Annotated in this window: 21 protein-coding genes; 13 read left to right on the top strand and 8 right to left on the bottom strand. The window is 70.6% G+C overall.

Going from position 1 to position 24,610, the window contains the following annotated elements:
- The first annotated feature begins 21 nt into the window (after nt 1-21).
- Entirely contained in the window at nt 22-462 is a 441-nt protein-coding gene (locus HLB44_RS04710; RefSeq protein WP_173121063.1) for an Lrp/AsnC family transcriptional regulator, read from the top strand.
- Between the two features lie 25 nt (nt 463-487).
- Here the strand turns inward: HLB44_RS04710 and HLB44_RS04705 are convergent, their stop codons facing one another.
- Both HLB44_RS04705 and HLB44_RS04700 read right to left on the bottom strand, forming a co-directional pair.
- Nucleotides 488-1,153, bottom strand: coding sequence for a hypothetical protein (locus HLB44_RS04705; RefSeq protein WP_173121061.1), 666 nt, complete (start codon nt 1,151-1,153; stop codon nt 488-490).
- A gap of 203 nt (nt 1,154-1,356) precedes the next feature.
- Complete coding sequence (locus HLB44_RS04700; RefSeq protein ID WP_173121060.1) at nt 1,357-2,919, bottom strand: phospholipase D-like domain-containing protein; 1,563 nt, start codon at nt 2,917-2,919, stop codon at nt 1,357-1,359.
- A 162-nt stretch (nt 2,920-3,081) separates the two neighbouring features.
- On the opposite strand from HLB44_RS04700, the gene HLB44_RS04695 reads away from it, so the two are divergent.
- The 5 genes from HLB44_RS04695 to HLB44_RS04675 all read left to right on the top strand — a co-directional run bounded on the left by HLB44_RS04695 (nt 3,082) and on the right by HLB44_RS04675 (nt 8,101).
- Nucleotides 3,082-3,726 (top strand): Crp/Fnr family transcriptional regulator, encoded by a 645-nt coding sequence (locus HLB44_RS04695; RefSeq protein WP_173121058.1) that lies wholly within the window; start codon nt 3,082-3,084, stop codon nt 3,724-3,726.
- A 332-nt stretch (nt 3,727-4,058) separates the two neighbouring features.
- Complete coding sequence (locus HLB44_RS04690; protein WP_173121056.1) at nt 4,059-4,910, top strand: alpha/beta fold hydrolase; 852 nt, start codon at nt 4,059-4,061, stop codon at nt 4,908-4,910.
- A gap of 201 nt (nt 4,911-5,111) precedes the next feature.
- The gene (locus tag HLB44_RS04685; protein ID WP_173121054.1) at nt 5,112-6,014 is read left to right on the top strand and encodes an amino acid ABC transporter substrate-binding protein; all 903 of its coding nucleotides are present in this window, start codon (nt 5,112-5,114) and stop codon (nt 6,012-6,014) included.
- Nucleotides 6,015-6,065: 51 nt separating this feature from the next.
- The gene (gene cuyB / locus HLB44_RS04680) at nt 6,066-6,809 is read left to right on the top strand and encodes a cysteate racemase (protein WP_173121052.1); all 744 of its coding nucleotides are present in this window, start codon (nt 6,066-6,068) and stop codon (nt 6,807-6,809) included.
- Nucleotides 6,810-6,814: 5 nt separating this feature from the next.
- Complete coding sequence (locus HLB44_RS04675; protein WP_173121050.1) at nt 6,815-8,101, top strand: FAD-dependent oxidoreductase; 1,287 nt, start codon at nt 6,815-6,817, stop codon at nt 8,099-8,101.
- Nucleotides 8,102-8,113: 12 nt separating this feature from the next.
- Here the strand turns inward: HLB44_RS04675 and HLB44_RS04670 are convergent, their stop codons facing one another.
- Complete coding sequence (locus HLB44_RS04670) at nt 8,114-9,001, bottom strand: LysR family transcriptional regulator (protein WP_173121048.1); 888 nt, start codon at nt 8,999-9,001, stop codon at nt 8,114-8,116.
- 93 nt (nt 9,002-9,094) lie between these two features.
- On the opposite strand from HLB44_RS04670, the gene HLB44_RS04665 reads away from it, so the two are divergent.
- Both HLB44_RS04665 and HLB44_RS04660 read left to right on the top strand, forming a co-directional pair.
- Complete coding sequence (locus tag HLB44_RS04665) at nt 9,095-9,961, top strand: alpha/beta hydrolase (protein ID WP_173121046.1); 867 nt, start codon at nt 9,095-9,097, stop codon at nt 9,959-9,961.
- Between the two features lie 46 nt (nt 9,962-10,007).
- Nucleotides 10,008-11,483 (top strand): M20 family metallopeptidase, encoded by a 1,476-nt coding sequence (locus HLB44_RS04660; RefSeq protein WP_173121044.1) that lies wholly within the window; start codon nt 10,008-10,010, stop codon nt 11,481-11,483.
- 4 nt (nt 11,484-11,487) lie between these two features.
- On the opposite strand, the gene HLB44_RS04655 is transcribed toward HLB44_RS04660, so the two are convergent.
- Nucleotides 11,488-11,847, bottom strand: a complete 360-nt coding sequence (locus tag HLB44_RS04655; protein ID WP_173121042.1) for a hypothetical protein — start codon at nt 11,845-11,847, stop codon at nt 11,488-11,490.
- A 231-nt stretch (nt 11,848-12,078) separates the two neighbouring features.
- Between HLB44_RS04655 and HLB44_RS04650 the strand changes: the two genes are divergently transcribed.
- Complete coding sequence (locus HLB44_RS04650) at nt 12,079-13,107, top strand: LysR family transcriptional regulator (protein ID WP_173121040.1); 1,029 nt, start codon at nt 12,079-12,081, stop codon at nt 13,105-13,107.
- Here the strand turns inward: HLB44_RS04650 and HLB44_RS04645 are convergent.
- Nucleotides 13,094-14,155 carry an aminoglycoside phosphotransferase family protein gene (locus tag HLB44_RS04645; RefSeq protein ID WP_173121038.1) on the bottom strand — a complete coding sequence of 354 codons (1,062 nt, stop codon included), beginning with the start codon at nt 14,153-14,155 and terminating at the stop codon, nt 13,094-13,096. The genes HLB44_RS04650 and HLB44_RS04645 overlap by 14 nt on opposite strands.
- Nucleotides 14,156-14,335: 180 nt before the next feature.
- On the opposite strand from HLB44_RS04645, the gene HLB44_RS04640 reads away from it, so the two are divergent.
- Genes HLB44_RS04640 through rsmA form a run of 3 tightly spaced genes read left to right on the top strand, consistent with a single transcriptional unit; the run spans nt 14,336 to nt 18,815 of the window.
- Nucleotides 14,336-16,705, top strand: coding sequence for an LPS-assembly protein LptD (locus HLB44_RS04640; protein ID WP_246312033.1), 2,370 nt, complete (start codon nt 14,336-14,338; stop codon nt 16,703-16,705).
- Between the two features lie 3 nt (nt 16,706-16,708).
- A complete protein-coding gene (locus HLB44_RS04635) occupies nt 16,709-18,043 on the top strand; it encodes a peptidylprolyl isomerase (protein ID WP_173121036.1) in 1,335 nt (444 codons plus the stop codon).
- Nucleotides 18,044-18,059: 16 nt separating this feature from the next.
- Complete coding sequence (gene rsmA / locus HLB44_RS04630) at nt 18,060-18,815, top strand: 16S rRNA (adenine(1518)-N(6)/adenine(1519)-N(6))-dimethyltransferase RsmA (RefSeq protein WP_173121034.1); 756 nt, start codon at nt 18,060-18,062, stop codon at nt 18,813-18,815.
- Nucleotides 18,816-18,866: 51 nt separating this feature from the next.
- Here rsmA and HLB44_RS04625 read toward each other — a convergent pair whose 3' ends face one another.
- The 3 genes from HLB44_RS04625 to HLB44_RS04615 form a co-directional block, all read right to left on the bottom strand.
- Entirely contained in the window at nt 18,867-19,427 is a 561-nt protein-coding gene (locus HLB44_RS04625) for a barstar family protein (protein ID WP_173121032.1), read from the bottom strand.
- A 42-nt stretch (nt 19,428-19,469) separates the two neighbouring features.
- The gene (locus tag HLB44_RS04620; protein ID WP_173121030.1) at nt 19,470-19,820 is read right to left on the bottom strand and encodes a ribonuclease domain-containing protein; all 351 of its coding nucleotides are present in this window, start codon (nt 19,818-19,820) and stop codon (nt 19,470-19,472) included.
- Nucleotides 19,821-20,131: 311 nt separating this feature from the next.
- The gene (locus HLB44_RS04615; RefSeq protein WP_173121028.1) at nt 20,132-22,426 is read right to left on the bottom strand and encodes an NADP-dependent malic enzyme; all 2,295 of its coding nucleotides are present in this window, start codon (nt 22,424-22,426) and stop codon (nt 20,132-20,134) included.
- A 122-nt stretch (nt 22,427-22,548) separates the two neighbouring features.
- On the opposite strand from HLB44_RS04615, the gene HLB44_RS04610 reads away from it, so the two are divergent.
- Complete coding sequence (locus HLB44_RS04610; protein ID WP_173121025.1) at nt 22,549-24,597, top strand: sensor histidine kinase; 2,049 nt, start codon at nt 22,549-22,551, stop codon at nt 24,595-24,597.
- Nucleotides 24,598-24,610: the final 13 nt, after the last annotated feature.

The following is a 24,610-nucleotide window of genomic DNA, read 5'->3' as shown; positions in this document are numbered from 1 at the left end:
ACGTCAATCGGATTCGTCGAAATGGCTTTGGACACGGTCGACCGCGACCTGATCACGCTGCTGCAGGTCAACGCCCGCGAGAGCACGGCGAACCTGGCGCGCAAGCTCGGCATCGCGCGCACGACGGTGGTGGCGCGCCTGGCCCGGCTCGAGCGGGATGGTGCGGTGGTGGGCTACACCGCGCGGCTGGGGTCGTCGGCCGGGGTGCCCGCGGTGCAGGCGCACGTGGGCATCACGCTGCAACCCAAGAGCGGCCGCGATGTCGTGCGGCGCCTGCAGAAGCTGCCCGAGCTGCAGTGGCTGAGCTCGGTCAGCGGCGAGTTCGACTACATCGCGATCCTGAAAGCCGAGACGACCGCCCGGCTGGACCAGTTGCTCGACGAGATCGGCGAGCTCGACGGGGTGATCAAGACGCACACCTCGGTGGTGCTCGCGGTGCGCGTCGATCGCAATGCCGGCTGAAGCGCGCGGCGCCTTCGGCCTGCCTTCAGCTTGGCGCCATCACCTTCGGCACGGCTTCGTCGACCGCCTGGTGCACCAGGTCCAGCAGCACCGACAGCTTCTTCTCGTTCGGCACCGCGTTCCACGGACTCGGGTCGACGTCCGGGCGCGTGTTGACGAGCACGCGCGACGCGCGCAGCCGCTGCTGCGCGAGGATGCGGCCGTCTTCGAGGTCGATCAGCGCCAGCCGCAGGTGCGCGTAGGGCGCGAGCCAGCCGCGCGCGTTGACCAAGGTCTGCTGGTTGAACATCTCCTCGGTGTGGTTGACGTAGTAGCCCAGCCCTTCGAGCTGGCCGACGCCGAGGTTGCCATGGGTCGCCTGCAGCCAGGCATCGGAGCGGTGCTTGGACAGCAGCAGCAGGTGCGTCGCGCCGGTCGCGCGCAGGTCCTTGATCACGTCGTTCGGCAGCCGCGCGCGGTCGCCGGAGAACCACAGGTCGTGGCCCTGGAACAGCGTGGCCTCGGTCGGCGCGACCAGCGTCGTGCGCGCCTTCGGATCGCCGCCCAGCACGGCGTTGCGCATCAGCTTGACGATCGCCGTGTCCAGCGCACCGGGCGCCAGCGCCACGCGCGTGCGCTGGTGCTGGCTGAGGTTGCTGCCGACGGTGTTGGCCTCCATGACGTTGACCATCTCGTCGCCGATGAGCGACATCAGAACGAGCGTGCGCGTCCGCGCGGTGCGCTCGCCCGTCGCCTGCGCCGACGCATGGTCCGCAGCCAGCGCCCCACCCAGCAAGACCGTTCCCCGAACCAGACATTCACGCCGCTTCATCACCGACCACCTCGCGCATCGAAAGGCCGGAACGCTAGCACGGGCGGCCGGCGGCGCACCGCAGCTCCCCGCCCGCTCGCCGATCAGAGCAATTCCTCATCGACCAGCTGCTGACCCAGCCACTGCTTCAGGCTCTGCGCGACGGTGAGGTGCGGCTCGTCGCGGTGCACGACTTCCGCGCCGGCGTGCTGCGAGATCCATTCGATGCGACCGTCGTCGGCCAGGCGCAGGCGGTAACTTTCGGGCAGCCGATCGCGCTGCAGCAGGCCGGCAACCTCCGCGGCCAGCGCCGGGCTGTCGATCACCAGGCCGGCCTCGGTGTTGCTGCGTGCCGAGCGGTGATCTAGGTTCATCGAGCCGATGAACAGGAAGCGGCGGTCGACGACGGCGAGCTTGGCGTGCAGCCGGCCGACCGAGGCCGAGCCGCGCGGCGCCGCATCGTCACGCGCGGCGGCGCGCTGTGCCAGCGGCATCAGCTCGTACAGCTTGACGCCCATCTTCAGCAGCGCCATGCGGTGCTTGGCGTAGCCCGCGTGCACCAGCGGCTCGTCGGTCGTCGAGATCGAGTTCGTGATCAGCTTGTAGTGCACCTTGTTCAGCAGCGCGGCCTTGATGGCCGTCACGCTCGATGCGGCCGGCACGACGTAGGGCGAGGCGATCAGCACTTCCTCGCGCGCCGTGCTCACCAGCTCGGCATGGCGGTGGGCGACCGCACCATCGGCGCCAGGACCACGCTCGTCGGCCTTGGCCGGCGCATCGGCCAGCACCTGCGCCGGCGCGAACAGCAGCGCGAGGCGCCCTTCGGCCAGCTGCTGCGCGACGCCGCTGCGCCCGAGGGCGTCAGTCGTCGCCAGCGCCGGGTCGAAGACCACGGCATCGGCGGCGCTCGAGAAGGCTTGCGTCGCCGCCGCGGGGTCGAAGCCGGCAGCCTGCAGTGCGGCGATCGGGTACACGTGCTCGCTGTTCCAGTAGCCGTCGAAGGCCGCCGACAGCTCGGCCACGGCCGGGCCGGTGGCCAGCGTGTCGAGGTCGATGAAGTTGACGGCGTCGGCGCGGCCGAAGTACTCGTCGGCAATGTTGCGGCCGCCGGTGATCGCGATGCGGTTGTCGGCGACGAACAGCTTGTTGTGCATGCGCCGGTTGATGCGCGCGAACTGGTGCAGCGACAGCACGATGCGCGTGGCGAAGCCGGCGTCGCGCACCGGCAGCGGGTTGAACATCCGCACCTCGACGTTCGGCAGCGCGGCGAGGCCGGCGAGCATCGCATCCTGGCCCGCGGCGTACAGGTCGTCGACCAGCAGGCGCACGCGCACGCCGCGCGCGGCGGCGTCGCGCAGCGCACGCAGCAGCTGCCAGCCGCTGCGGTCGTGGGCGAGCTGGTAGTACTGCAGGTCGAGCGACTTGGCGGCGCGCTGGGCCAGCGCGATGCGCGCCTCGAGCGCCTGCGCACCGTCGGGCAGCAGCCGGAAGCCCGACAGCGCCTGCTGCGCCTCGGGCGTCGATTGCGCGGCGATCTGAGCCAGCGACGTGTCGGCCACGTCGTGGCGGGCCTGGCTCGGTGCACGCTGCACGCCGCTGGGCAGACCCGCGCAACCGCCCAGACCCAGCATCACGACCAGCGCGAGCATCGAAAGGCGGTTCGTCATGGTCGGCTCCGGGGGTGTCGCCCGCCCCTTCGCCCGCCGTCTCCGGCCTCCTGCGAAGGGGTGACGTCACTCTAGGAATCGGGCCTCTTCATCACGAGTGACGACTGCGCCGGGGGGTGGTGACATTGATCACAGCGCCGTAGCGGCCCACAATCGCGCTCCATGACGCAGCACCCGTCAGTCGTCGACGACGCGATCTCGAAGTCGCTGCTGGCCGAGATCGGCAAGCAAGGGGGCACGCGCAACTTTCCGGCGCATGCGATCCTCATCAACGAGGGCGACGACACCGACTCGCTGTACATCGTGCTCAGCGGCCGGGTGAAGGCCTACGCCAGCTCCGAGGAAGGGCGCGACGTCGTGCTCGGCGAGATGGGCCCGGGCGAATACTTTGGCGAGCTGTCGTTCGACGGCGGGCGGCGCTCGGTGTCGGTGATGGCGCTGGAGCCGACGAGCTGCCGGGTGGTCCCTGGCGAGCAGCTGCGCCAGTTCCTCGCCGACCATCCGGATTTCGCGGTGCACCTGGCGGTGAAGCTGAGCCGCCTGGTGCGGCGCCTGACCGAGCAGGTCAAGAGCCTGGCGCTGCAGGATGTCTACGGCCGCATGGTGCGCGTGCTGATGGAGCTGTCCGACCCGGTGGACGACGAGCGCATCGTGCGGCAGAAGCTGACGCAGCAGGACATCGCCGACCGCGTGGGCTCGTCACGCGAGATGGTCAACCGGGTGCTGAAGGAATTGGCGACGGGCGGCTACGTCAGCGTGCGCGACGGCCGCCACGTGATCCACCGCAAGCTGCCGGCGGCCTGGTAGGCGCGCGCCGGCCGCCATCGCCCGCGCGTCGGGCGCTCAGAACAGCCCCCCGATCACCGCGATCGTCATCGCCGGGGCGACGAGGCCGACGCACAGGATCACGATGGCGAAGAGGACGTTGTCGAAGCCTGCGTTCATGAGGGACTCCTGAGGGGTCGTTGGGGCCGGTGCAACATCGCCCCGGTGTGCAACAAATTTAGGCGGCGCCCCCCAGGCCTTCGAGACGATCACTGCGCAGCGCCGGAGTGCGCTTTGTCACTACCGCAGGTGCCGCGGATCGACGCGATGTGCAGATCGCACAATCCTGTTCCGTCCCCGCTGCTGAAACACCAATGCTGATCACCATCGAACCGGGCGTGCGCCTGTTCGTCGACATCGAGGGCCCCGCGTTCGTGCCCGACGGACCGCGCCTGCGCGAGAAGCCGACGCTGCTGTTGCTGCACGGCGGCCCGGGCTACGACCACTCGGGCTTCAAGCCGGCCTTTTCACGCCTGGCCGACATCGCGCAGATCGTCTACGTCGACCACCGCGGCCACGGCCGCAGCGACCGCCGGCCCGAAGCCGAGTGGACGCTGGACACCTTCGCCGACGATGTCGTGCGGCTGTGCGATGCGCTCGGCATCCAGCGCCCGATCGTGCTCGGCCAATCCTTCGGCGGCTTCGTCGCGCAGCGCTACATCGCGCGCCATCCGCAGCATCCGGCGAAGGTGATCCTGTCGAGCACCTCGCCGCGCCTGTCGCTCGAGCGCAAGCTGGTGATGTTCGAGCGGCTCGGCGGCGCGCAAGCGCGCGCGGTCGCGCAAGCCTTCTGGACGCAGCCGAACGCCGAGAACTGGGCCGAGTACAACCGCGTCTGCAAGCGCTGGTACAACACGCGGCCACCGGCGGATGCCGAGGCCGCCGAGCGCATCATCTTCAACGAGCCGATCCTGTTCGCCTCGGCCGGCGGCGAGCAGCAGACGATGGACCTGCTGCCCGGGCTGGCGCACGCGCAGTGTCCGGTGCTGGTGATGGCCGGCGCACAGGACCCGGTGTGCCCGCTGGCCGATGCCGAGGACATCGTCGCGGCGCTGCCCGAGCGCTGGCGGCAGTTCGCGGTGTTCGACCGTTCGGGCCACGGCGCGTGGCGCGACGAGCCCGATGCGGCATTCGCACGGCTGCGCGATTTCGTGCTGCAGGCCTGAGAGCCCGCCCGGCCGCTCCGAAGGGGCTCGCACCGCAGTGCGAAGCACGGAGTTCGCCCAGTGAGACCGATGGGTGACCCGGCGTGGCCGCCGGGCGTCGATAAGTCTGGCTTATCCCTCGCCGCCGAAACCCGATTGCCGCGGGTTGGGCGGCGCTCCTAGCATCGGGGCCTCCGCTTTCAGCGACGAAAGGACTCCCGCATGCGCACTTCCTTCTGCCTGGCCGCCGCCGCGTCGGCCGCTGTCCTCGGTGCCGCGTTCGCGCCGGCCCAGGCCCAAGGCACCGGCACGCTCGACAAGATCAAGTCCAGCGGCTCGATCACCGTCGCCTACCGCGAGTCGTCGATTCCCTTCTCGTACCTCGACGGCAACGCGCAGCCCACCGGCTTCGGCTGGGAGATCTGCCAGCGCATCGTCGCCGAGGCAAAGAAGGCCAGTGGCCGCGCCGACCTGAAGGTCGCGACGCAATCGGTGACCTCGCAGAACCGCATCCCGCTGCTGGTCAACGGCACCATCGACATCGAGTGCGGCTCGACCACCAACAACAGCGACCGGGCCAAGCAGGTCAGCTTCGCGACCAACTACTTCTACACCGGCACGCGCTTCCTCGTGAAGGCCGATTCGCCGGTCAAGGCGCTGGCCGACCTGAAGGCGAAGAAGGTCGTCTCGACCACCGGCACGACGAACTACCAGATCCTGCGCCGGCTGAACAACGAGCAGAACCTGAACTTCGAGCTGCTGGCGGCCAAGGACCACGCCGAGTCCGCGCTGATGGTGCAGCAAGGCCGCGCCGAGGCCTTCGGCATGGACGACATCCTGCTGTACGGCCTGCGCGCCAGCGCGCAGAACCCGGCCGAGTGGGCCGTCGTCGGCGAGCCGATCCAGGTCGAGCCCTACGCGATCATGCTGCGCAAGGACGATCCGGCATTCAAGAAGCTGGTCGACGACACGTTGGCCGGCATGATGAAGAGCGGCGAATTCGAGACGCTCTACAAGAAGTGGTTCCAGTCGGCGATTCCGCCCAAGGGCATCAACCTGAACGCGCCGATGAGCAAGGAGCTGCGCGACAACCTGAAGGCGCTGTCGGACAAGCCGGCGCTGTGAGCCGCTGCGACCCGCAGTGCAATGACGCTTGGCGATTTTCGGACGAGCACCATGGGCGTTAGCGACTGCAGCGACATCGTCGGCGTGCTCGGCGGCATGGGTCCGGCGGCGACGCTGGACTTCCTGCACAAGATGCTCGAAGCCACGCCGGCACGCTCCGACCAGGAACACGTGCCGGTGCTGGTGGCGTCGATCCCGCAGGTGCCCGACCGCACGGCCGCGTTTCGCGGCGAAGGCGATTCGCCGCTGCCGGCGCTGCTGGCCAGCGGCCGGCGCCTGGCCGAAGGCGGCGCCGGCGTGCTGGTGATGCCGTGCAACACCGCGCACCTGTGGTTCGACGCGCTGCAGTCGGCGCTCGGCCTGCCGATGCTGCACCTGGTCGACGCCGCGCTGGCCGAGGCGGTGGCGCTGGCCGGTCCGGCGGCGCGCATCGGCCTGCTGGCCACCGATGCGACCTCGGCCGCCGCGCTTTATCCGAACCGCACGCCGGCCGGCAGCGCGCTGCAGTGGGTGATGCCGACCGCCGGCGAGATGCTCGACGCGGTGATGCCGGGCATCGCCGCGGTCAAGGCCGGCGATCACGCACGCGGTGGCGCACTGCTGCAGCGCGCGGCCGATGCGCTGGCCCGGCGCGGCGCGCAGGCGCTGGTGCTCGGCTGCACCGAAATCCCGCTGGTGCTCGATGCCGAGCGTTCGCCGCTGCCGCTGATCGACGCCACCGCCGCGCTGGCGCGGCGCGCGGTGGCCTGGTCGCTGGCGCGGCGGGCGGGCGCGGCGGTCGCGATCGCCGACTGACCGGCATGACCCACGCGACGCCGCGCGGCCGCACGGTCTGCATCGTCGGCGCCGGCATCGTCGGCGCGGCCACCGCGTATGCGCTGGCGCGCGAGGGCTGGCAGGTCACGCTGGTCGATGCGCGGCCGGCGCCGGGCCTCGGCGAAAGCCGGGCCAATGGCGCGCAGCTGAGCTACAGCTATGTCGAGCCGCTGGCGACACCGGCGGCGCTGCGTGCGCTGCCGGGCTGGCTGCTGTCGGACGACAGCCCGCTGCGCTGGCGGCCGCGCCCGGAGGCCGCCCACCTGCGCTGGCTCGCCGCGTTCGTCGCCGCCTGCCGCTGGAGCGAGGTGCGCCGCACGACCGCCGCGCTGCTCGCGCTGTCGGGCCTGAGCCGCACGACGCTGCAGCGCTGGCTGGCCGAGCAGCCCGGCATCGCCGGCGCCGCGTTGCACCGCCAGCCGGGCAAGCTGGTGCTGTACCGCGATGCGGCGGCCCGGGCCGCGGTCGAACGCCAGCTCGCATGGCAGCGCGCGCTCGGCTGCACGCAGCGCGTGGTGAATGCCGACGAATGCCGGGCGCTCGAGCCGGCGCTCGGCGCCAGCGCGGCGGCCGGCGGCGGGCCGATTGCGTTCGGTGTCTGGACGGCCGACGAGGAAGTCATCGATGCCTCGCTGCTGGCGCAGGCGCTGGTCGACGCGAGCGGCGCCACGCGCTGTTTCGGCAGCCCGGCGCTCGGCTTCGAGCTGCGCGGCGGACGGGTCGTCGCGCTGCGGCTGGCCGGGCGGACCCTCGAGGCCGATCAGTTCGTGCTGGCCGCCGGGCCGGCCTGCGCCGAGCTGCTGCAGCCGCTGGGCTGGGCGCCGGCGATCGAGCCGATCCGCGGCTACAGCATCACGCTGCCGGTGGTCGATGCCGCGGTGGCGCCGCGCGCCAGCGTCACCGACCAGGGGCGCAAGCTGGTCTACGCGCGGCTGGGCGAGCAGTTGCGCGTCGCCGGCTTTGCCGAGCTGTGCGGCCTGGACCGGCGCATCGACCCGCGCCGCATCGCCGCGCTGTGCGATGCCGTGCGCGAGACCTTTCCCGGCGCCTGCCGCTTCGTCGACCCGCAGCCGTGGGCGGGGCTGCGGCCGGCGACGCCGGGCGGGCGGCCGCTGGTCGGCGCGACGCGCTGGCCGGGGCTGTGGCTCAACGCCGGCCACGGTGCGCTCGGCTTGACGCTGGCCGGCGGTTCAGCCGCGCTGATAACGGATTTGATGAGCGGCCGCCATGCCGCGATCGAGACGCGGCCCTTCAGCGTCGAGCCGGCCTGATCCGCTCCGGCGTCACGTGTCCGCCGTCACCGCGCGGAACGCGGCGATGAAGTCGGCCACCGGCCGCGTCGAGCGCTGGCCCTGCGGCAGCAGCGCGCGCACCTCCACCGGCACCTCGGGCAGCAGCGTGCGCACATGCAGCCGATCGCCTTGGCCGGCGCGCGCGGTGAACGAATCGATGATCGCCGGCCCGAAGCCCTGCTCGGCCAGCACCATCGCGATGTGGTGGGTCTGCACCGTGATGCCGGCGCGCGGCGCGAGGCCCAGCCGCGTCCACTGGTCGGCCAGCATCGCGCCGAGCGGATCGCGCTCGTCGATGCGAATGAAGGGCGCACGCAGCAGCTCCTCCAGCGCGACGGTCTGGCGCCGGTCGGCCCGCGGCGTGGCGACCGGCGAGACGCAGACCAGCCGCCCGGTGGCGACGACCTCCTCGTGCAGCGCCGGGTGCGGCAGGCTGCCGTAGACGATGCCGACATCACCTTCCTGCAAGGCAATCGCGCGCACGATCTCGCGCGTGTGCAGCGTCTGGATCGACACCGGCATGTCCGGGTGGCGCTTGCGGAAGCGCTGCAGCGCCGCCGGCAGCGCATGCACGGCGAGTGACGGCACGATCAGGATGCGCAGTGGGCTGTCCGCGCCGCTGCCCAGCGCGAGCGCGAGGCGCCGCACCGATTCGAGCTGCGACATCAGCCCTTGCACCTCGGGGTACAGCGCCTGCGCCTCGCGTGTCGCGACCAGCCGGTTGCGCTGGCGCGTGAAGAGCGCATAACCCAGCTGCAGCTCGGCATGCTGCAGCGCCTGCGTGATCGCCGGCTGCGAGACGTGCAGCAGCCGCGCCGCGGCGCTGGCGCTGCCGGTCAGCATGATCGCGTTGAAGACTTCGATGTGCTTGAGGCGCATGACGGCGGCCAACAGGGGTTGGCCGATTCTGCAGCCGTGACTCGGGTGCGCCCCGGCTGGCGGCGGTGCCGCCGCTGCCTACACTGCGGCCCGATGCAAACCCTGCAAACCGAAGACGGCCTGCCGCTGCACCTGCGCCACTGGGCGCTGGCCGCAGCCGCCGGCAGCGCGCCGGCCGCGCGCGGCAGCGTGCTGATCGTGCATGGCCTGGGCGAACACATCGGCCGCTACGCGCATGTCGCGGCGCACCTGAATGCCAACGCCTGGCACGTGATCGGCTACGACCAGCGCGGCCACGGCGCATCCGGCGGTGCGCGCGGCGCGATGGCGACGCCCGACAGCCTGCTCGACGACCTGGCGCGGGTGATCGATGCGCTGCGGCAGGCGCGCCCGGGCCCGCTGGTGCTGCTCGGGCACAGCATGGGCGGGCTGATCGCCGGGCGCTTCGTCGCCGAAGGGCTCGCGGCGCAGCCTGCGCCGTGGTGGCGACCGGTCGAGGCGCTGGTGATGTCGTCGCCGGCGCTCGATCCGGGCATGAACGCCTTCCAGAAGGGCCTGCTCGCGCTGCTCGGCCCGCTGGCGCCCAACCTGGCGGTCAACAACGGGCTGAACCCGGCCTGGGTGTCGCGCGATCCGGCGGTGGTTGCCGCCTATGTCGAGGACCCGCTGGTGCACGACCGCGTGACGCCGCGCCTGGCACGCTTCATCGTCGATGGCGGCGAGGTCGTGCGCGCGGCCGCACCCCGCTGGACGCTGCCGACGGCACTGCTGTACGCCGGCGCCGACCGTTGCGTCGCGCCGCGCGGCAGCGATGCCTTCGCCGCCGCCGCGCCGCGCGACGTGGTGTTCAGCAAGCGCTACGACGGCTTCTCGCACGAGATCTTCAACGAGCCCGAGCAACGCGAGGTGCTCGCCACGCTGTCGCGCTGGCTTGTCCCGCACGGTGCGCTCAATTCGTAGCCGGCCTAAACTCCGCGGTCCCCCGCCCAGTGGAGCCACAAGCACCATGAACGCCCGCGATCCGCAGCTGCCACTGCAGCCCGACGAAGCCCAGGCCCTCGGCCGATTCACAGAACGCCGCTGGGACGAAGCCATCGTCCCGGCGCTGACCGAGTACATCGGCATTCCGGCCAAGAGCCCGATGTTCGACAAGGAATGGCAGACCCGCGGCTACATCGACCGCGTGGTGCGCGACGCCGCCGCCTGGGTCGAGAGCCGCAAGGTGCCCGGCCTGACGCTCGAGGTCATCCGCCTCGAAGGCCGCACGCCGGTGATCTATTTCGAAGTGCCGGCGACCAAGGCCGGCTCGACCGACACGGTGGTGATGTACGGCCACCTCGACAAGCAGCCCGAATTCAACGGCTGGCGCAACGACCTCGGCCCCTGGACGCCGAAGTACGAGAACGGCCTGCTCTACGGCCGCGGCGGCGCCGACGACGGCTACGCGATCTATGCCGCGGTGACGGCGATCGAGGCGCTCGATGCGCAGGGCCTGCCGCGGCCGCGCATCGTCGGCCTGATCGAGAGCTGCGAGGAAAGCGGCTCGTTCGACCTGCCGGCCTACCTGGGCACGCTCAAAGCCCGGCTGGGCAATGTCAGCCTGGTCGTCTGCCTCGATTCGGGCGCCGGCAATTACGACCAGCTGTGGCTGACCACCAGCCTGCGCGGCATGGTCTCGGGCGTGCTGAAGGTCGAGATCCTGACCGAGGGCATCCACTCGGGCGACGCCAGCGGCGTCGTGCCGTCGAGCTTCCGCATCCTGCGCCAGGTGCTCGACCGGCTGGAAGACAGCCGCACCGGCCGGCTGCTGCCCGAGGGCTTCCATTGCCAGGTGCCGACCGAGCGGGTCGATCAGGCGCGCGCCGCGGCCGAGACGTTGGGCACCGAGGTCTGGAAGCGCTTCCCCTGGGCCTGCGGTGCCGACGGCGCCAGCGCGCTGCCGACGACGACCGATCCGGTCGAGGTGCTGCTGAACCGCACCTGGCGGCCGACGCTGTCGGTGGTCGGCGTGGACGGCTTCCCGGAGCTCGGCAACGCCGGCAACGTGCTGCGGCCGTACACCGCGTTCAAGCTCTCGCTGCGCCTGCCGCCGCTGGTCGACGGCCACGAGGCCTCGCTCAAGCTGAAGGCGCTGCTCGAAGACAACGCGCCGTACAACGCCAAGGTGGTGTTCCAGCCGGACGGCCGCGCCGGGGCGCTGGGCGCCACCGGCTGGAACGCGCCGTCACTGGCGCCGTGGCTCGAGGGCGCGCTGAATGCCGCGTCGAATGCGCACTACGGCGCGCCGGTCGGCTACATCGGCCAGGGCGGCACGATCCCGCTGATGAGCATGCTGCAGCAGGGCTTCCCGCAGGCGCAGATGATGGTCTGCGGCGTGCTCGGGCCGAAGAGCAATGCCCACGGCCCGAACGAATTCCTGCATGTGCCCTACGGCAAGCGGCTGACCGCGGCGGTCGCGCAGGTCATCGCGGCGCATCCCTGACGGTTTAGCGGCGCGCCAGGGTCGTCGTGTCGGCGGCGCGGCGCGACGAGGCGCGCGCCGCGCCATCGGCCGCTTCGCCCGCCGGCAGCAGCCCGCCTTCGGCGCGTGCGGTGAGCACGTCGGCCTTCACCGCGGAGCGCGCCAGCGCGAAGACCGGCCGTGCCGACGGCGACTTCGGCGCGCCTTCGCTCATGCCGGCGGGCAGCAGCTGGTGGTTGGCGCGGGCGATCAGCACCTCGGCCTTCACGTCGGCGCGGCTGTGCGTCGAGGCGGGAATCGAATACAGCGTCGGGTCGTCGGCCAGCGCGGCGCCGGAAGCCAGGGCGACGGCGGTGGCGATCAGCAGGGAGCGGGTGGTGGTCATGGTGAAACTCCTGTCGGTGGGGGCCGGGCGGGTTGCTTGCGTCGGCCTGGGTGCACTGTAGAAATCGGTCCCTGTTGCGACGAGTGAGTGCTCCGCTCTGTGCGGGTGACTTCGATCACTGTCTCGGATCGCGCCGGGGGGCCGGCATGGGTTGAACTGTAGGCATTCGCGTAACGCGAATAAATGCCTCCGCCAGCAACGCGCCATTGCCAATCCGCGAATAATCGGCCCATGGACCAGCTCAAGGCAATGCGGGTGTTCGCCCGCGTGATCGACGAAGGCGGCTTTGCCGCCGCGGCCCGTGCGCTCGACCTGGCGCCGGCGGTGGTCACCCGCCTGGTGGCCGACCTGGAGGCGCACCTGGGTGCGCGGCTGCTGAACCGCACCACGCGGCGCATCGCGCTGACCGAGGTCGGCGAGGCCTTCCTCGAGCGCACGCGCCGCATCCTCGGCGAGATCGAGGAAGCCGAGGCCCTGGCCGGTGCCGCGACCACCGACCCGCGCGGCCACCTGCGCGTGCTGGTGCCGCCCGCGCTGGCCGTGCACCAGCTCGCCAAGCACCTGCCGCGCTTTCACAGGCAGTACCCGCAGGTGACGGTCGAGCTGCATTCGCCGGGGCCGGTCGAGACGCTCGACGAGGCCTTCGACCTGACCCTCTTCAGCGCGCGTCAGCCGCTCGAAAGCGGTGATTTCGTCGCCCGCCGGCTGGCCCGCACCGAGGTGATCCTGTGCGCATCGCCCGAGTACCTCGACCGCCGTGGCCGGCCGCAGCATCCGAGCGAGCTGGCGCAGCACGACACGCTGCTGCCGCCGATTTCCGAGCTGCAGCGCGGCATCAGTTTTCACCGCGGCCATTGGGGCGACGACGAGCCGGCCGGCGAGATCGTCACGCTGGTGCCGCAGCGGCCGCTGCTGTCGACCTCGCACACCGACACGATGTACGCCGCCGCGCTGCACGGGCTGGGCATCGCCGGCTTGCCGTCGTTCCTGATCGAGGACGCGCTGCTCGAGCATGCGCTGGAGCGCATCCTGCCCGAATGGGGGCTGTTCTCGATGACGCTGTGGGCAGCGATGCCGACACGCAAGCACGTGCCGGCGCGCACGCGGGCGTTTCTCGATTTCCTGATTGGCGTCTTCGGCGGCGAGGACCGCGATCCGTGGCTGGCCGCGGCCGGCTGCGAGACGCGTTCCTGCGCCGGCTGCCCGATCGAGCAGGCCGCCGCCGTGCAGCCTCAGCCAGCGCCGCTCAACGCATCGTGAACCCGGTCGCCGTCAGCGGTCCGGTCATCGGCTCGAGCAGCGCAATCAACGGCTTGAGTTCCCGGTAGCGCAGTGCGACGCGCGTCGCATAGGCGAAGAAGCGGCCGAGGTCGGCGCTGTAGCGCGGCTTGCCGTCGCGGTGCTTCAGGCGGCAGAAGATGCCCAGCACCTTCAGGTGGCGCTGCAGGCCCATCCATTCGAGCGCGCGCCAGCACTCGCCGAAGTCATCGGCCATCGGGTGCTCGCCGAACACGCCCGCTGAGCGCGCCTGCTGCCACCAGCGCGCCGCCCAGTCGATCTCGCGCTCCTCGTCCCACGAGACGAAGGCATCGCGCAGCAGCGAGGCGATGTCGTAGGTCACCGGGCCGCGCACGGCGTCCTGGAAGTCGAGGATGCCCGGGTTCGGCTCGGCGACCATCAGGTTGCGCGGCATCCAGTCGCGGTGCACGGCGACCTGCGGCTGCGCCAGTGCGCTGCGCACCAGCAGCCCCGTCAGCCGGTTCCACTGCGCGCGTTGTGCGTCGTTCCAGGTGATGCCGTATTCGCGCTCGACGCACCAGTCGGGGAACAGCGCCATCTCGCGCTGCAGCAGCGCTTCGTCGTAGGCCGGCAGGCCGCCCGGGTCGACCTGGCGCTGGAACTGCACCAGCGCGGCCACGGCGCCGCGCATCAGCTGGTCCGCGGCCGGGGCATCGGCCTGTTGCAGCGCATCGAGGTAGAGCGTGCGGCCGAGGTCGGCCAGCAGCAGGAAGCCGGCGTCTGCGTCGCAGGCCAGCACAACGGGCGCATGCAGCCCGGCCGCGAGGATGCGCTGGGCGATGTCGACGAAGGGCCGCACGTCTTCCAGCGGCGGCGGGGCGTCCATCACGATCAGCGAGCGCTCGGGCCCGTGCAACCGGAAATAGCGGCGGAAGCTGGCATCCGCCGAGGCCGGCTCGAGGCTCGTGAGCTCGAGCCGGTGCTCGGCGCACAGCGGCGTGATCCAGCGCTGAAAGGCGGCTTCGCGGTCGGCGCTCGGCCAGGAAATCGGTGCAGGGGAAGCGGACATGCGGGGCACAACCGAGCGCTGAGGCCCTCGTGGATAATCGATCGATTCTACGAATCGGCCGCGCTGGGCCGCGCCGGGGCCACCCCCGACGCCCGCCGTCCGCCATCCCCCAACGCGCACTTTCACACGCGCAACTGCCGCGCCTTCCGGATCGTCTTGCCCGCCCGCATCCGTCCCTCGTTGCGCCGTTCCTGCCGCCTGAGCCTGCACGCCGTGCCGCTGGCGGTGCTGGCGCTGGCCGCCGCGGGCGCGCGCGCGCAAGCGCCGGTTCCGGTGCCGGCCCCATCGGCGCCGCTGGCGCCGATGGCGCTGAAGCCCTCGACTCAGCTCACACCGACACCGCGCGGCGACCAGGTGCGCCAGCGGCCGATCCTCCTGCAGGCCGACGAGCTGCGCGCCCGGCCCGACCTCGACGCCGTCGCCGAAGGCGACGTTCAGTTCCGCCGCGCCGGCACCTTCATCCGCGCCGACCGGCTGACCTACGACAGCCCGGAGGACCTGGCGGTCGCCCGCGGGCAGGTGCGCATCGAGCGCGAAGGCAGCATCTACCGCGGTCCCGAGCTGCAGCTGAAGGTGCAGCGCTTCGAAGGCTTTTTCCTGCAGCCGGAGTTCGAATTCCTGCAGCTCGGCTCGGGCGGGCGTGCCGATCGCGTCGACTTCATCGATTCGTCGCGCTCGCGGCTGACCAACGCGCTGTACTCGAGCTGCCCGCGCGACGGCTCGCAGGATCCCGACTGGCTGTTGACGACCAGCCGGATCCGGCTCGACATGGAGGCCAACGAGGGCCTGGCCGAAGGCGCGGTGCTGCGCTTCCTCGGCGTGCCGATCCTCGGCGCGCCGGTGCTGAGCTTTCCGCTCAGCGACGACCGCAAGACCGGCTGGCTGCCGCCCGACATCGGGCTGTCGAGCCGCAGCGGCTTCGAGTTCGGCGTGCCGTACTACTGGAACATCGCGCCCAACCGCGACGCCACCTTCACGCCGACGCTGCTGACCCGGCGTGGCCTCGCCGGCACGGCGCAGTTCCGCTACCTCGAGCTGCATGACAGCGGGCAGCTGCAGCTGCACCTGCTGCCGCGCGACCGCGTGGCAGAGCGCTCGCGGCACGCGTGGACCTTCGAACACGACGGCAACCGCGCCGACTGGCGCTACAAGGCCTTTCTGTTCCGCGTCTCCGACGACGCCTACTGGGAAGACTTCCCGAAGCAGATCCACAGCTTCACGCCGCGCCTGCTGCCACTGGACGTGCAGGGCGAGCGCGTGCTGCAGACGCCTTTCGGCCCGGGCCTGGCCTACGCGCGGCTGTTGAACTGGCAGGTGCTGACCGCCAAGGACCCCACCGCGGCGATCGTCGCGCCCTACCAGCGCAGCCCGCAGCTCGGGCTGCGGCTCGAGCCGACGCTGCCGGGTCGGCTGCACGGCGTGCTCGAAACCGAGCTCAACCGCTTCACCCGCCCGAGCGTCGGTGGCGTCAAGGACGATGCGCTGACCGGCTGGCGCGCGCATGCGCTGGGGCAGGTGAGCCGCCGCTTCGGCAGCGCCGGCTGGTGGCTGACGCCGAAGCTGACGCTGAACGCCGCGAGCTACGCGACCGACCAGCCGATGAGCGACGGCGCGAGACACGCGAGCCGCGTCATCCCGACCTACAGCACCGAGGGTGGCATGGTCTTCGAGCGGCCCAGCCGCTGGTTCGGTCAGGCGATGCGGCAGACGCTGGAGCCGCGGCTGCTGTACGCCAACACGCCCTACCGCGACCAGAGCCGGCTGCCGAACTTCGATTCCGCCGACCGCGACTTCAACGTCGTCACGCTGTTCGACGACAAGACCTTCTCCGGCATCGACCGTGTCGCCGATGCGCACCAGCTGACCGCAGGCGTCGTCACGCGCCTGGTGCATGCGGCCAGCGGCGCCGAGCTGCTGCGGCTCGGCCTGGCGCAGCGGCTGCTGTTCCGCGACCAGCGCGTCACCGTGCCGCCGGCCGGCCAGCCGCTGACGAGCCGCGTCTCGAACCTGCTGCTCGACGGCGCAACCTCGCTGCTGCCCGGTTGGACGCTCGATGCGGCGTTCGAATACAACCCCGATACGCGCCGCACCGTGCGTTCGAATGCCACGGTGCTGTACCAGCCGGGGCCGTTCCGCACGATCAGCGCGAACTACCTGCTGACGCGCGGGCTGTCCGAGCAGCTGGGCGTCGGCTGGCAATGGCCGATCTACCGCGGCACGGCGCGGCCGGTCGGTGCGTCCGGCGGCTGCGGCGGAACGCTGTATGCGGTCGGCCGCTTGAACTACAGCCTGCAGGACAGCCGCATGACGGGGCTGATCGCCGGTGTCGAGTACGACGCCGGCTGCTGGATCGGCCGCCTCGTCGCCGAACGGCAGTCGACCGCCCGCAACCGCGCAACCACGCAACTGTCCTTGCAACTCGAGCTGGTCGGGCTCTCCCGGCTGGGCTCCAATGCGCTGCAGGTGTTGAAGGACAATATCCCCGGGTACCGGCTGCTGCGCGATCCGCACGGCGTGCCGCCCCCGATCGCCGACCCGAGTGGTCCGTAAGGTATGAAACTGCATTCCCTTCTTCGAGCCGGGAGCCGCATCACGCTGGTCCTGGCCGCCGCCGCCGCGATGTTGCCGGCGCTGGCGCAGAGCGCGCGCGGCGCTTCCGCCCAGCGCAACGGCGATTACATCGTCGCAGTCATCAACTCCGAGCTGGTGACCGCCTTCGAGCTCGAGCAGCGCCTCGCGCGCACCCGCGCCGACGCCCAGCGCAGCGGCGCGCGGCTGCCGCCCGACGCCGAGCTGCGCCAGCAGGTGCTCGATGCGCTGATCGACGAGCGTGTGCAAAGCACCTACGCGCGCGAAAACGGGCCGAAGATCGACGACCAGGAGCTCGAACGTGCGGTGGTCAACGTCGCCTCCCAGAACCAGCTGACCCTGCCGCAGCTGCGCGAACGCATCCGCACCGAGGGCATGGACTTCACGCGCTTTCGCAACAATCTGCGCGACCAGATGCTGGTCGAGCGGGTGCGCGAGCGCGAGGTCACCGCGCGCATCCGCGTCTCGGATGCCGACATCGACCGTGCCGTCGACCAGCAGCGCAGCGAAGCGGCCGCCGACGTCGAGCTGAACCTGGCGCAGATCCTCGTCACGGTGCCCGAAGGCGCCAGCGAGGCGGTGGTCGCCGAACGGCGCGCGCGCATCGACCAGGCGGCCGCCCGCGTGCGCGCCGGCGAAGATTTCGCCAAGGTCGCGCGCGAGGTCTCCGAAGACAGCAACCGCGCCACTGGCGGCGTGATCGGCCGCCGCCCGGGGCGCCGGCTGCCGGACCTGTTCGTCGAGGCGACCAAGGGCGTGGCGGTCGGCCAGGTGACCGCGCAGCCAGTTCGCAGCGGCGCCGGTTTCCACCTGCTGAAGGTCATCGAGCGCTCGGAGGGCAACGCCTTCAAGGTCACGCAGACGCACGCTCGCCACATCCTGATGCGGGTCTCCGACCGCTCGTCGGCGCAGGCCGTCGCCAACCGGCTCGAACAGCTGCGGCGCCAGATCGAGCGCGGCGAGCGCAAGTTCGAGGACATCGCCAAGGAGCTCTCCGAGGACGGCAGCGCAGCGAACGGCGGCGATCTGGGCTGGACCTCGCCGGGCAACTTCGTGCCGGAGTTCGAGGAGGCGATGAACCGGCTGGCGATCAACGGACTGTCGGCGCCGGTCGTCTCGCGCTTCGGGGTGCACCTGATCCAGGTCGTCGCGCGCCGCGATGTCACGCTCGATCCGAAGGACGTTCGCGAGCAGGCCCGCAACATGCTGCGCGAACAGCGCTTCGAGCAGGCGTACCTCGATTGGACCAAGGACCTGCGGCTGCGGGCGTACATCGAAATGCGGGAACCTCCCCAGTGAGCGGTCCGACGCGCTGATGGCGCACCTGCCGCGCAAGCGTTTCGGCCAGCATTTCCTGGTCGATCACGGGTTGATCGACGCGATCGTGCGGGAGATCGCGCCGCGGCCCGGCCAGCCGCTGATCGAGATCGGCCCCGGCCTGGGCGCGTTGACTCAGCCGGTGCTGGAGCGCTGCGGCGCGCTGACGGTGATCGAGCTCGACCGCGATCTGGCAGCCCGCTGGCGGCAGCGCCAGGGCATCACCGTGATCGAGGCCGACGTGCTGACGGTCGACTTCGAGGCCCTGGCTGCAACGGCTGGCGCGCCGCTGCGGCTGGTCGGCAACCTGCCCTACAACATCTCGACGCCGATCCTGTTCCACCTGCTGCCCGTGGCCGGCCGCGTGCTCGACCAGCACTTCATGCTGCAGAAGGAAGTCGTCGAGCGCATGGCAGCGTCGCCCGGCGGCAAGGACTTCGGCCGGCTCTCGGTGATGCTGCAGTGGCGCTACACGATCGAGTCGGTGCTGGACGTGCCGCCCGAAGCCTTCGATCCGCCGCCGCGCGTCGATTCGGCGGTCGTGCGGATGGTGCCGCTGGCGACGCCGCCGGTGCTCGACGAGCATCGGCTGTCGGAGCTGGTCACGGTGGCCTTCTCGCAGCGCCGCAAGCTGCTGCGGCACACGCTCGGGCGCTGGCTCGAAGGCCGCGGCTTTGCCGGGACCTTCGACGTGCAGCGCCGCGCCGAGGAGGTGCCGGTGACCGAATACGTTGCGCTGGCGCAGGCGCTCTGACAAAGCAAAAGCGGCCCCAGGGGCCGCTTTGTCAGAGGCAAGGTCGGGCTGTCAGGCGGCGTTGAGCCACATCGCGGTATCGAACGCGCTGCTCATCATCGGCATGTTCATGCCGAAGTTCGGGTTGATGCCGTTCTTCGACACGGCCTTGGGCGCCGGCTTCTCTGCCGGGGCGACCTCGACCCGTTCCCAGGCGCTGGTTTCAGTGCTGCGCGCGACGGCGAACGAATAGAAGCAGCGGAACGCCACGCGGCGCTCGGCCCAGAAGTCGGCGGCGTCGCGGAAGACGTCGAGCAGTTGCTCGCGCGCTTCGCGGTCGAACTTCGCGCTGTCGGGCAGCTGCTCGAGCACGACGACGAAGCCCGGCTGCGAGCCGGCGCGGTGCACGAGGTCCGTCATGCAGTCGAACAGCGCGTCCAGGTTCTTGCCGAAATGCGTCGGGAAGAGGAAGGACTCGGCGATTTTCTCGAGCACGTCCTGCTTCGATTGCGCATCGACCAGGTTGGCGTAGAGAAAGTGCTGGCCGGCGCCTTCGGCGGCCTGCATCAGGTCTTCGACGCGGTAGGCGCGGATGGCCTGGACGATATTGGGACGGACGGTCTGCAGCAGCATGGTCGCGATCCTCCGGATGAACTTGGGTTCTGATCTCGACGATCACTGCGCGATGAGCCGGAAGCTCGCGTAGTGATCCTCGGTGTAATAACAGGCTTCAGGGTGGGTCGGTGGACTGCCGCCGCACACGATGCGCCGGGCGCCGCGATTGCGGGACCCGGGTGTTCGCACCGTGTATTCACGGTAGTAGCCCCGCTCGCGCCGCGGCAGCAGGCGTTCACGATTGCCGAAGACGGTGCCGTCCTTGCTGTAGGGGAACGGTCCGCCGGCGCGGATCAATCGATGCGTCTGCTGGGCCTCGGCCGGCAAGGCGAACACGGCGACCGCCGCCGTATCCTCCACCGGTTTTTTGGCTTGGACCATGCTGCCGGACAAAGCCGACAGCGCAATCATCGAAGCGAGCCCTAACCTTCCGACGGATGCTTGCAACGATGACCGGATGGTCCAACCCACGGGATTACCCTGAACTCTGAGGGCGTCATGGTACCGGAACGCCCCCGCGAACTCAAGCCGGCTGCCTCAAATTTGGGCAGTTCCCAGTGGAATTGAGTGGGTACTCACAAAGCGGCAAACGTCGGTGAAACTGGCGTTCACCGACTTGTCAAGAGCGATTTGGCGGAATGCTCGAAAACACCATCGCGAGAACCTGGGGGGTATGCACCGCGATGGTGCGGCGCTCGGCGTGAGCGCCATGCTGCAGCGCGTCAACGTGCCGCGTTGGCGTCGGCCACCGTCAGCGCGGTCATGTTGACGATGCGCCGAACCGTCGCCGAGGGCGTCAGGATATGCGCTGGCTTGGCCGCGCCGAGCAGCACCGGACCGATCGCGATGCCGCCGCCGGCGGCCGTCTTCAGCAGGTTGTAGGCGATGTTGGCGGCGTCGATGTTCGGCAGCACCAGCAGGTTCGCTTCGCCGGTCAGGGTCGAGCGCGGCATCAGCTCGGCGCGGTACTTGGCGTCGAGCGCGGCGTCGCCGTGCATTTCGCCGTCGACCTCCAGCCAGGGCGCCAGCTCGCGCACCAGGCCGAGCGCCTCGCGCATCTTCAGCGCCGAGGGCTTGTCGCTGGAACCGAAGTTCGAGTGCGACAGCAGGGCGGCCTTCGGCTGCACGCCGAAGCGCAGCATCTCCTCGGCGGCCAGCACGGTGATCTCGGCCAGCTGCTGCGCGCTCGGGTCGTAGTTGACATGCGTGTCGACGAGGAAGACCTGCCGGCCCGGCAGGATCAGTCCGTTCATGCAGGCGTAGGTGCAGACGCCGGCGCGGCGGCCGATCACCTGGTCGATGTGCGTCAGGTGCTGCTGCGTCGAGCCCCAGGTGCCGCAGATCATGCCGTCGACCTCGCCCATGTGCAGCAGCATGCTGGCGATCAGCGTCAGCCGGCGGCGCATCTCGATCTTCGCCAGCTGCTCGGTGACGCCCTTGCGCTCGGTCAGCTGGTGGTAGGTCTGCCAGTACTCCTTGTAGCGCGGGTCGTCGTCGATGTTGACGACCTCGTAGTCGCGGCCGCGTTGCAGCCGCAGGCCGTACTTCTCGATGCGCCGCTCGATGATCGGCGCGCGGCCGACCAGCCAGGGCCGCGCCAGCCCCTCGTCGACGACCACCTGCACCGCGCGCAGCACGCGCCGGTCCTCGCCTTCGGCGAACGCGATGTTCTTGCGCTCGGCCTTCTTCGCGACGCTGAAGATCGGCTTCATCGTCTGCCCGGAGGCGTAGACGAAGCTCTGCAGCTTGTCGCGGTAGGCGTCGTAATCGGTCACCGGCCGCAGCGCGACGCCGGACTCGACCGCCGCGCGGGCCACCGCCGGCGCGATCATCATCATCAGCCGCGGGTCGAAGGGCTTGGGGATCAGGTACTCGGGGCCGAAGCTCAGCGTCGCGCCGCCATAGGCATTGGCGACGACATCACTCTGCTCGGCCTGCGCCAGCTCGGCGATCGCGCGCACCGCGGCGATCTCCATCGCGTCGGTGATCGTCGTCGCGCCCGAATCGAGCGCGCCCCGGAAGATGTACGGGAAGCACAGGACGTTGTTGACCTGGTTCGGGTAATCGGTGCGGCCGGTGGCCATGATCGCGTCGTCGCGCACCGACTTGACGTCCTCCGGCATGATCTCCGGCGTCGGATTGGCCAGCGCGAAGATCAGCGGTTTGGTGGCCATCGACTTGACCATCGCGGGCTTCAGCACGCCGCCGGCCGACAGCCCGAGGAACACGTCGGCGCCATCCATCACCTCGGCCAGCGTGCGCTGCGAAGTCTCCTGCGCGAACTCGGCCTTGTCCGGGTCCATCAGCTCGGTGCGGCCTTGCCACACCACGCCGGCCAGGTCGGTGACCCAGATGTTCTTGCGCGGCAGGCCGAGCTTGAGCAGCAGATTGAGACACGCCAGCGCGGCGGCACCGGCGCCCGAGGTGACGAGCTTGATCTCGTCGATCTTCTTGCCGATGACCGTCAGCCCGTTCAGCAGCGCCGCGCCGACGACGATCGCCGTGCCGTGCTGGTCGTCGTGGAAGACGGGGATCTTCATGCGCTCGCGCAGCTTGCGCTCGACGTAGAAGCAGTCCGGCGCCTTGATGTCCTCGAGGTTGACGCCGCCGAAGGTCGGCTCGAGCGCGGCGATGATGTCGACCAGCTTGTCGACGTCCTTCTCGTTGACCTCGATGTCGAAGACGTCGATGCCGGCGAATTTCTTGAACAGCACCCCCTTGCCTTCCATCACCGGCTTCGAGGCCAGCGGGCCGATGTCGCCCAGGCCCAGCACGGCGGTGCCGTTGGTGATGACGGCGACGAGGTTGCCGCGCGCGGTGTAGCGGAAGGCGTTGGCCGGGTCGGCGACGATCTCCTCGCAGGCTGCGGCCACGCCCGGCGAATAGGCCAGCGCCAGGTCGCGCTGGTTCAGCATCTGCTTGGTCGCCGCGATCGCGATCTTGCCCGGGGTCGGGAATTCGTGGTACTCGAGCGCGGCACGGCGCAGCTCGGCGCGCTTTTCTTCGTAGTTGGTCATCGTCGGAGACTCCACGGGCGGGGACGGGATTCTAGGAGTGAGTGTCGCCCGCGCCCGATGACGGCCGCATGCGCGAAACTGCGTAGCGAAACCGGCTCGCCGCACCGCACACTGGAGCGACGATGAGGGACGACCTGCCGCGCAGCATGAGCTTCGGGGGCCGGCGCCGCTGGCGCCGCGCCTTGCTGTGGGCCGCGCTGGTGATGCTGATGCTGGTCGCGCAGACGCTGCTCGTCGCGCTGACCGTCAGCTACGAATCGAGCCGTGCGCAGGAGCAGGCCGAGGAGACCGCGACGCTGGTGGCGGCCGAGATCCGCCAGCGCGCGCAGCTCGTGCTGCAGGGCCTGCAGGCGCTGCACCGCCGGCACGGTGATCGGACGGCCTGGCAGACCGAAGCCTCGGCGCTGCTGCAGACGCACCGCGAGATGGTGCGCATCGAGCGGCGCGACACCGGCCTGCGCATCAACGATGCCGCCGATTCGCCGTACCGTGATCCCTTGTTCAGCCGCTGGCCGCGTGCCGAGATGGACCTCGAGACCGAGGTCGCCTGCGCTTCGGCGCGGCGCACGATGTCGCCGGTGTTCTCGCGCAGCCAGTTCGTGCCGCAGCACAACGGGCTCGGGCTCGAGGTCGTCGACGTCTGCGTGCCGCTGCAGGAAGCCGGCCAGCTGGTCGGCTTCGGCGTCGCCAGCATCGCGCTCACCGCGCTGCTCGACGAGTTGCGCGCGCCCGAGTTCACGCGCCGCCACGAGCTGTCCTTCGTCGAGGCCGACGGCACGCGGCTGGCGCGTTCGGGTGCCGTGCGCGGCGCCGGCGTCTACGTCGCCGATCGGGTCGTCGACCTGGCCGGCACCAGCCTGCAGCTGCGCGTCGACGCGGTCGATCGCCGGCCGAGCCTGATCCCGAACCTCGCCACTGCGCTCGTGCTCGGGCTGTCGCTCGGGCTCTTTGCCGTCGTGCTGCTGCTGGTGCGCGATGCGCGGCGGCGCGCGCGCGCCGAGGAGGCGCTGGCCGAGGCGCTGGCCTTCCGCCGCGCGATGGAGGATTCGCTGATCACCGGCCTGCGCGCGCGCGACCGCGACGGCCGCATCGTCTACGTCAACCCGGCGTTCTGCGCGATGGTCGGCTTCAGCATGCAGGAACTGCAGCAGGCCACCGAGCCGCCTTATTGGCCGCCCGAGCATGTGCCGCTGTATCGGCGCCGCCAGGCCGATCGCTTGTCGCCCGGCGCGATCGCCGAACCGGCCCGCGAAGGTTACGAGACGCTGTTCATGCGCAAGAACGGCGAGCGTTTCCCGGTGATGGTCTACGAGGCGCCGCTGGTCGATCGCAGCGGCCAGCACACCGGCTGGATGAGCGCGGTGGTCGACCTGTCGGCGCAGCGCAAGGTCGAGGACCTGTCGCGCCAGCAGCAGGAGCGCCTGCAGGCCACCGCGCGGCTGGCGTCGGTCGGCGAGATGGCCTCGCTGCTGTCGCACGAGCTGAACCAGCCGCTGGCGGCGATCGCCAGTTACGCCGCCGGCTCGCTGAACCTGCTCGACGACGCCCCGGCGCCCGATGCGCTGCCGCCCGACGAGCTCAACGGCATGCTGCGCCAGGGCCTGCAGCGCATCGCCGAACAGGCCGAGCGCGCCGGCCGCGTGATCAAGAGCGTGCACGACTTCGTGCGCCGGCGCCATCAGGCGCACGAGGTGATCGCCGCCGATGCGCTGATCGAATCGGTGCTGCCGCTGGTGCGGCTGCAGGCGCGCAAGAGCGGCGCGCGCATCGAGCTCGACGTCGTGCAGCCGGTGCCGCGCCTGAAGATCGATCGCACGATGGTCGAGCAGGTGCTGCTGAACCTGGCGCGCAATGGCCTGCAGGCGATGGAAAGCGACGCGACGCCGCTCGAGCGCCGCGTGCTGACGCTGCGCGTGCGCGTGGTGCAGGGGCGCTGGGCGGCGTTCTCGGTGATCGATGCCGGCCCGGGCATCGCGCCGGACATCGGCCAGAAGCTCTTCACGCCGTTCTTCACGACGCGCAGCGAAGGCATGGGGCTCGGGCTGTCGTTGTGCCGCACGGTGATCGAGCAGCACGGCGGCGCGATCGACTTCGAACCCCAGGGCGACGGCGGCACGGCCTTCCGCTTCACGCTGCCGCTGGCGCCGACGCGCGCCGAGGTGATGGCATGACGATGGATGTGCC

The organism is Pseudaquabacterium terrae (assembly GCF_013266755.1).
GTDB classification, from domain to species: domain Bacteria; phylum Pseudomonadota; class Gammaproteobacteria; order Burkholderiales; family Burkholderiaceae_C; genus Pseudaquabacterium; species Pseudaquabacterium terrae.
This window is presented reverse-complemented; position numbering and strand designations above follow the sequence as displayed.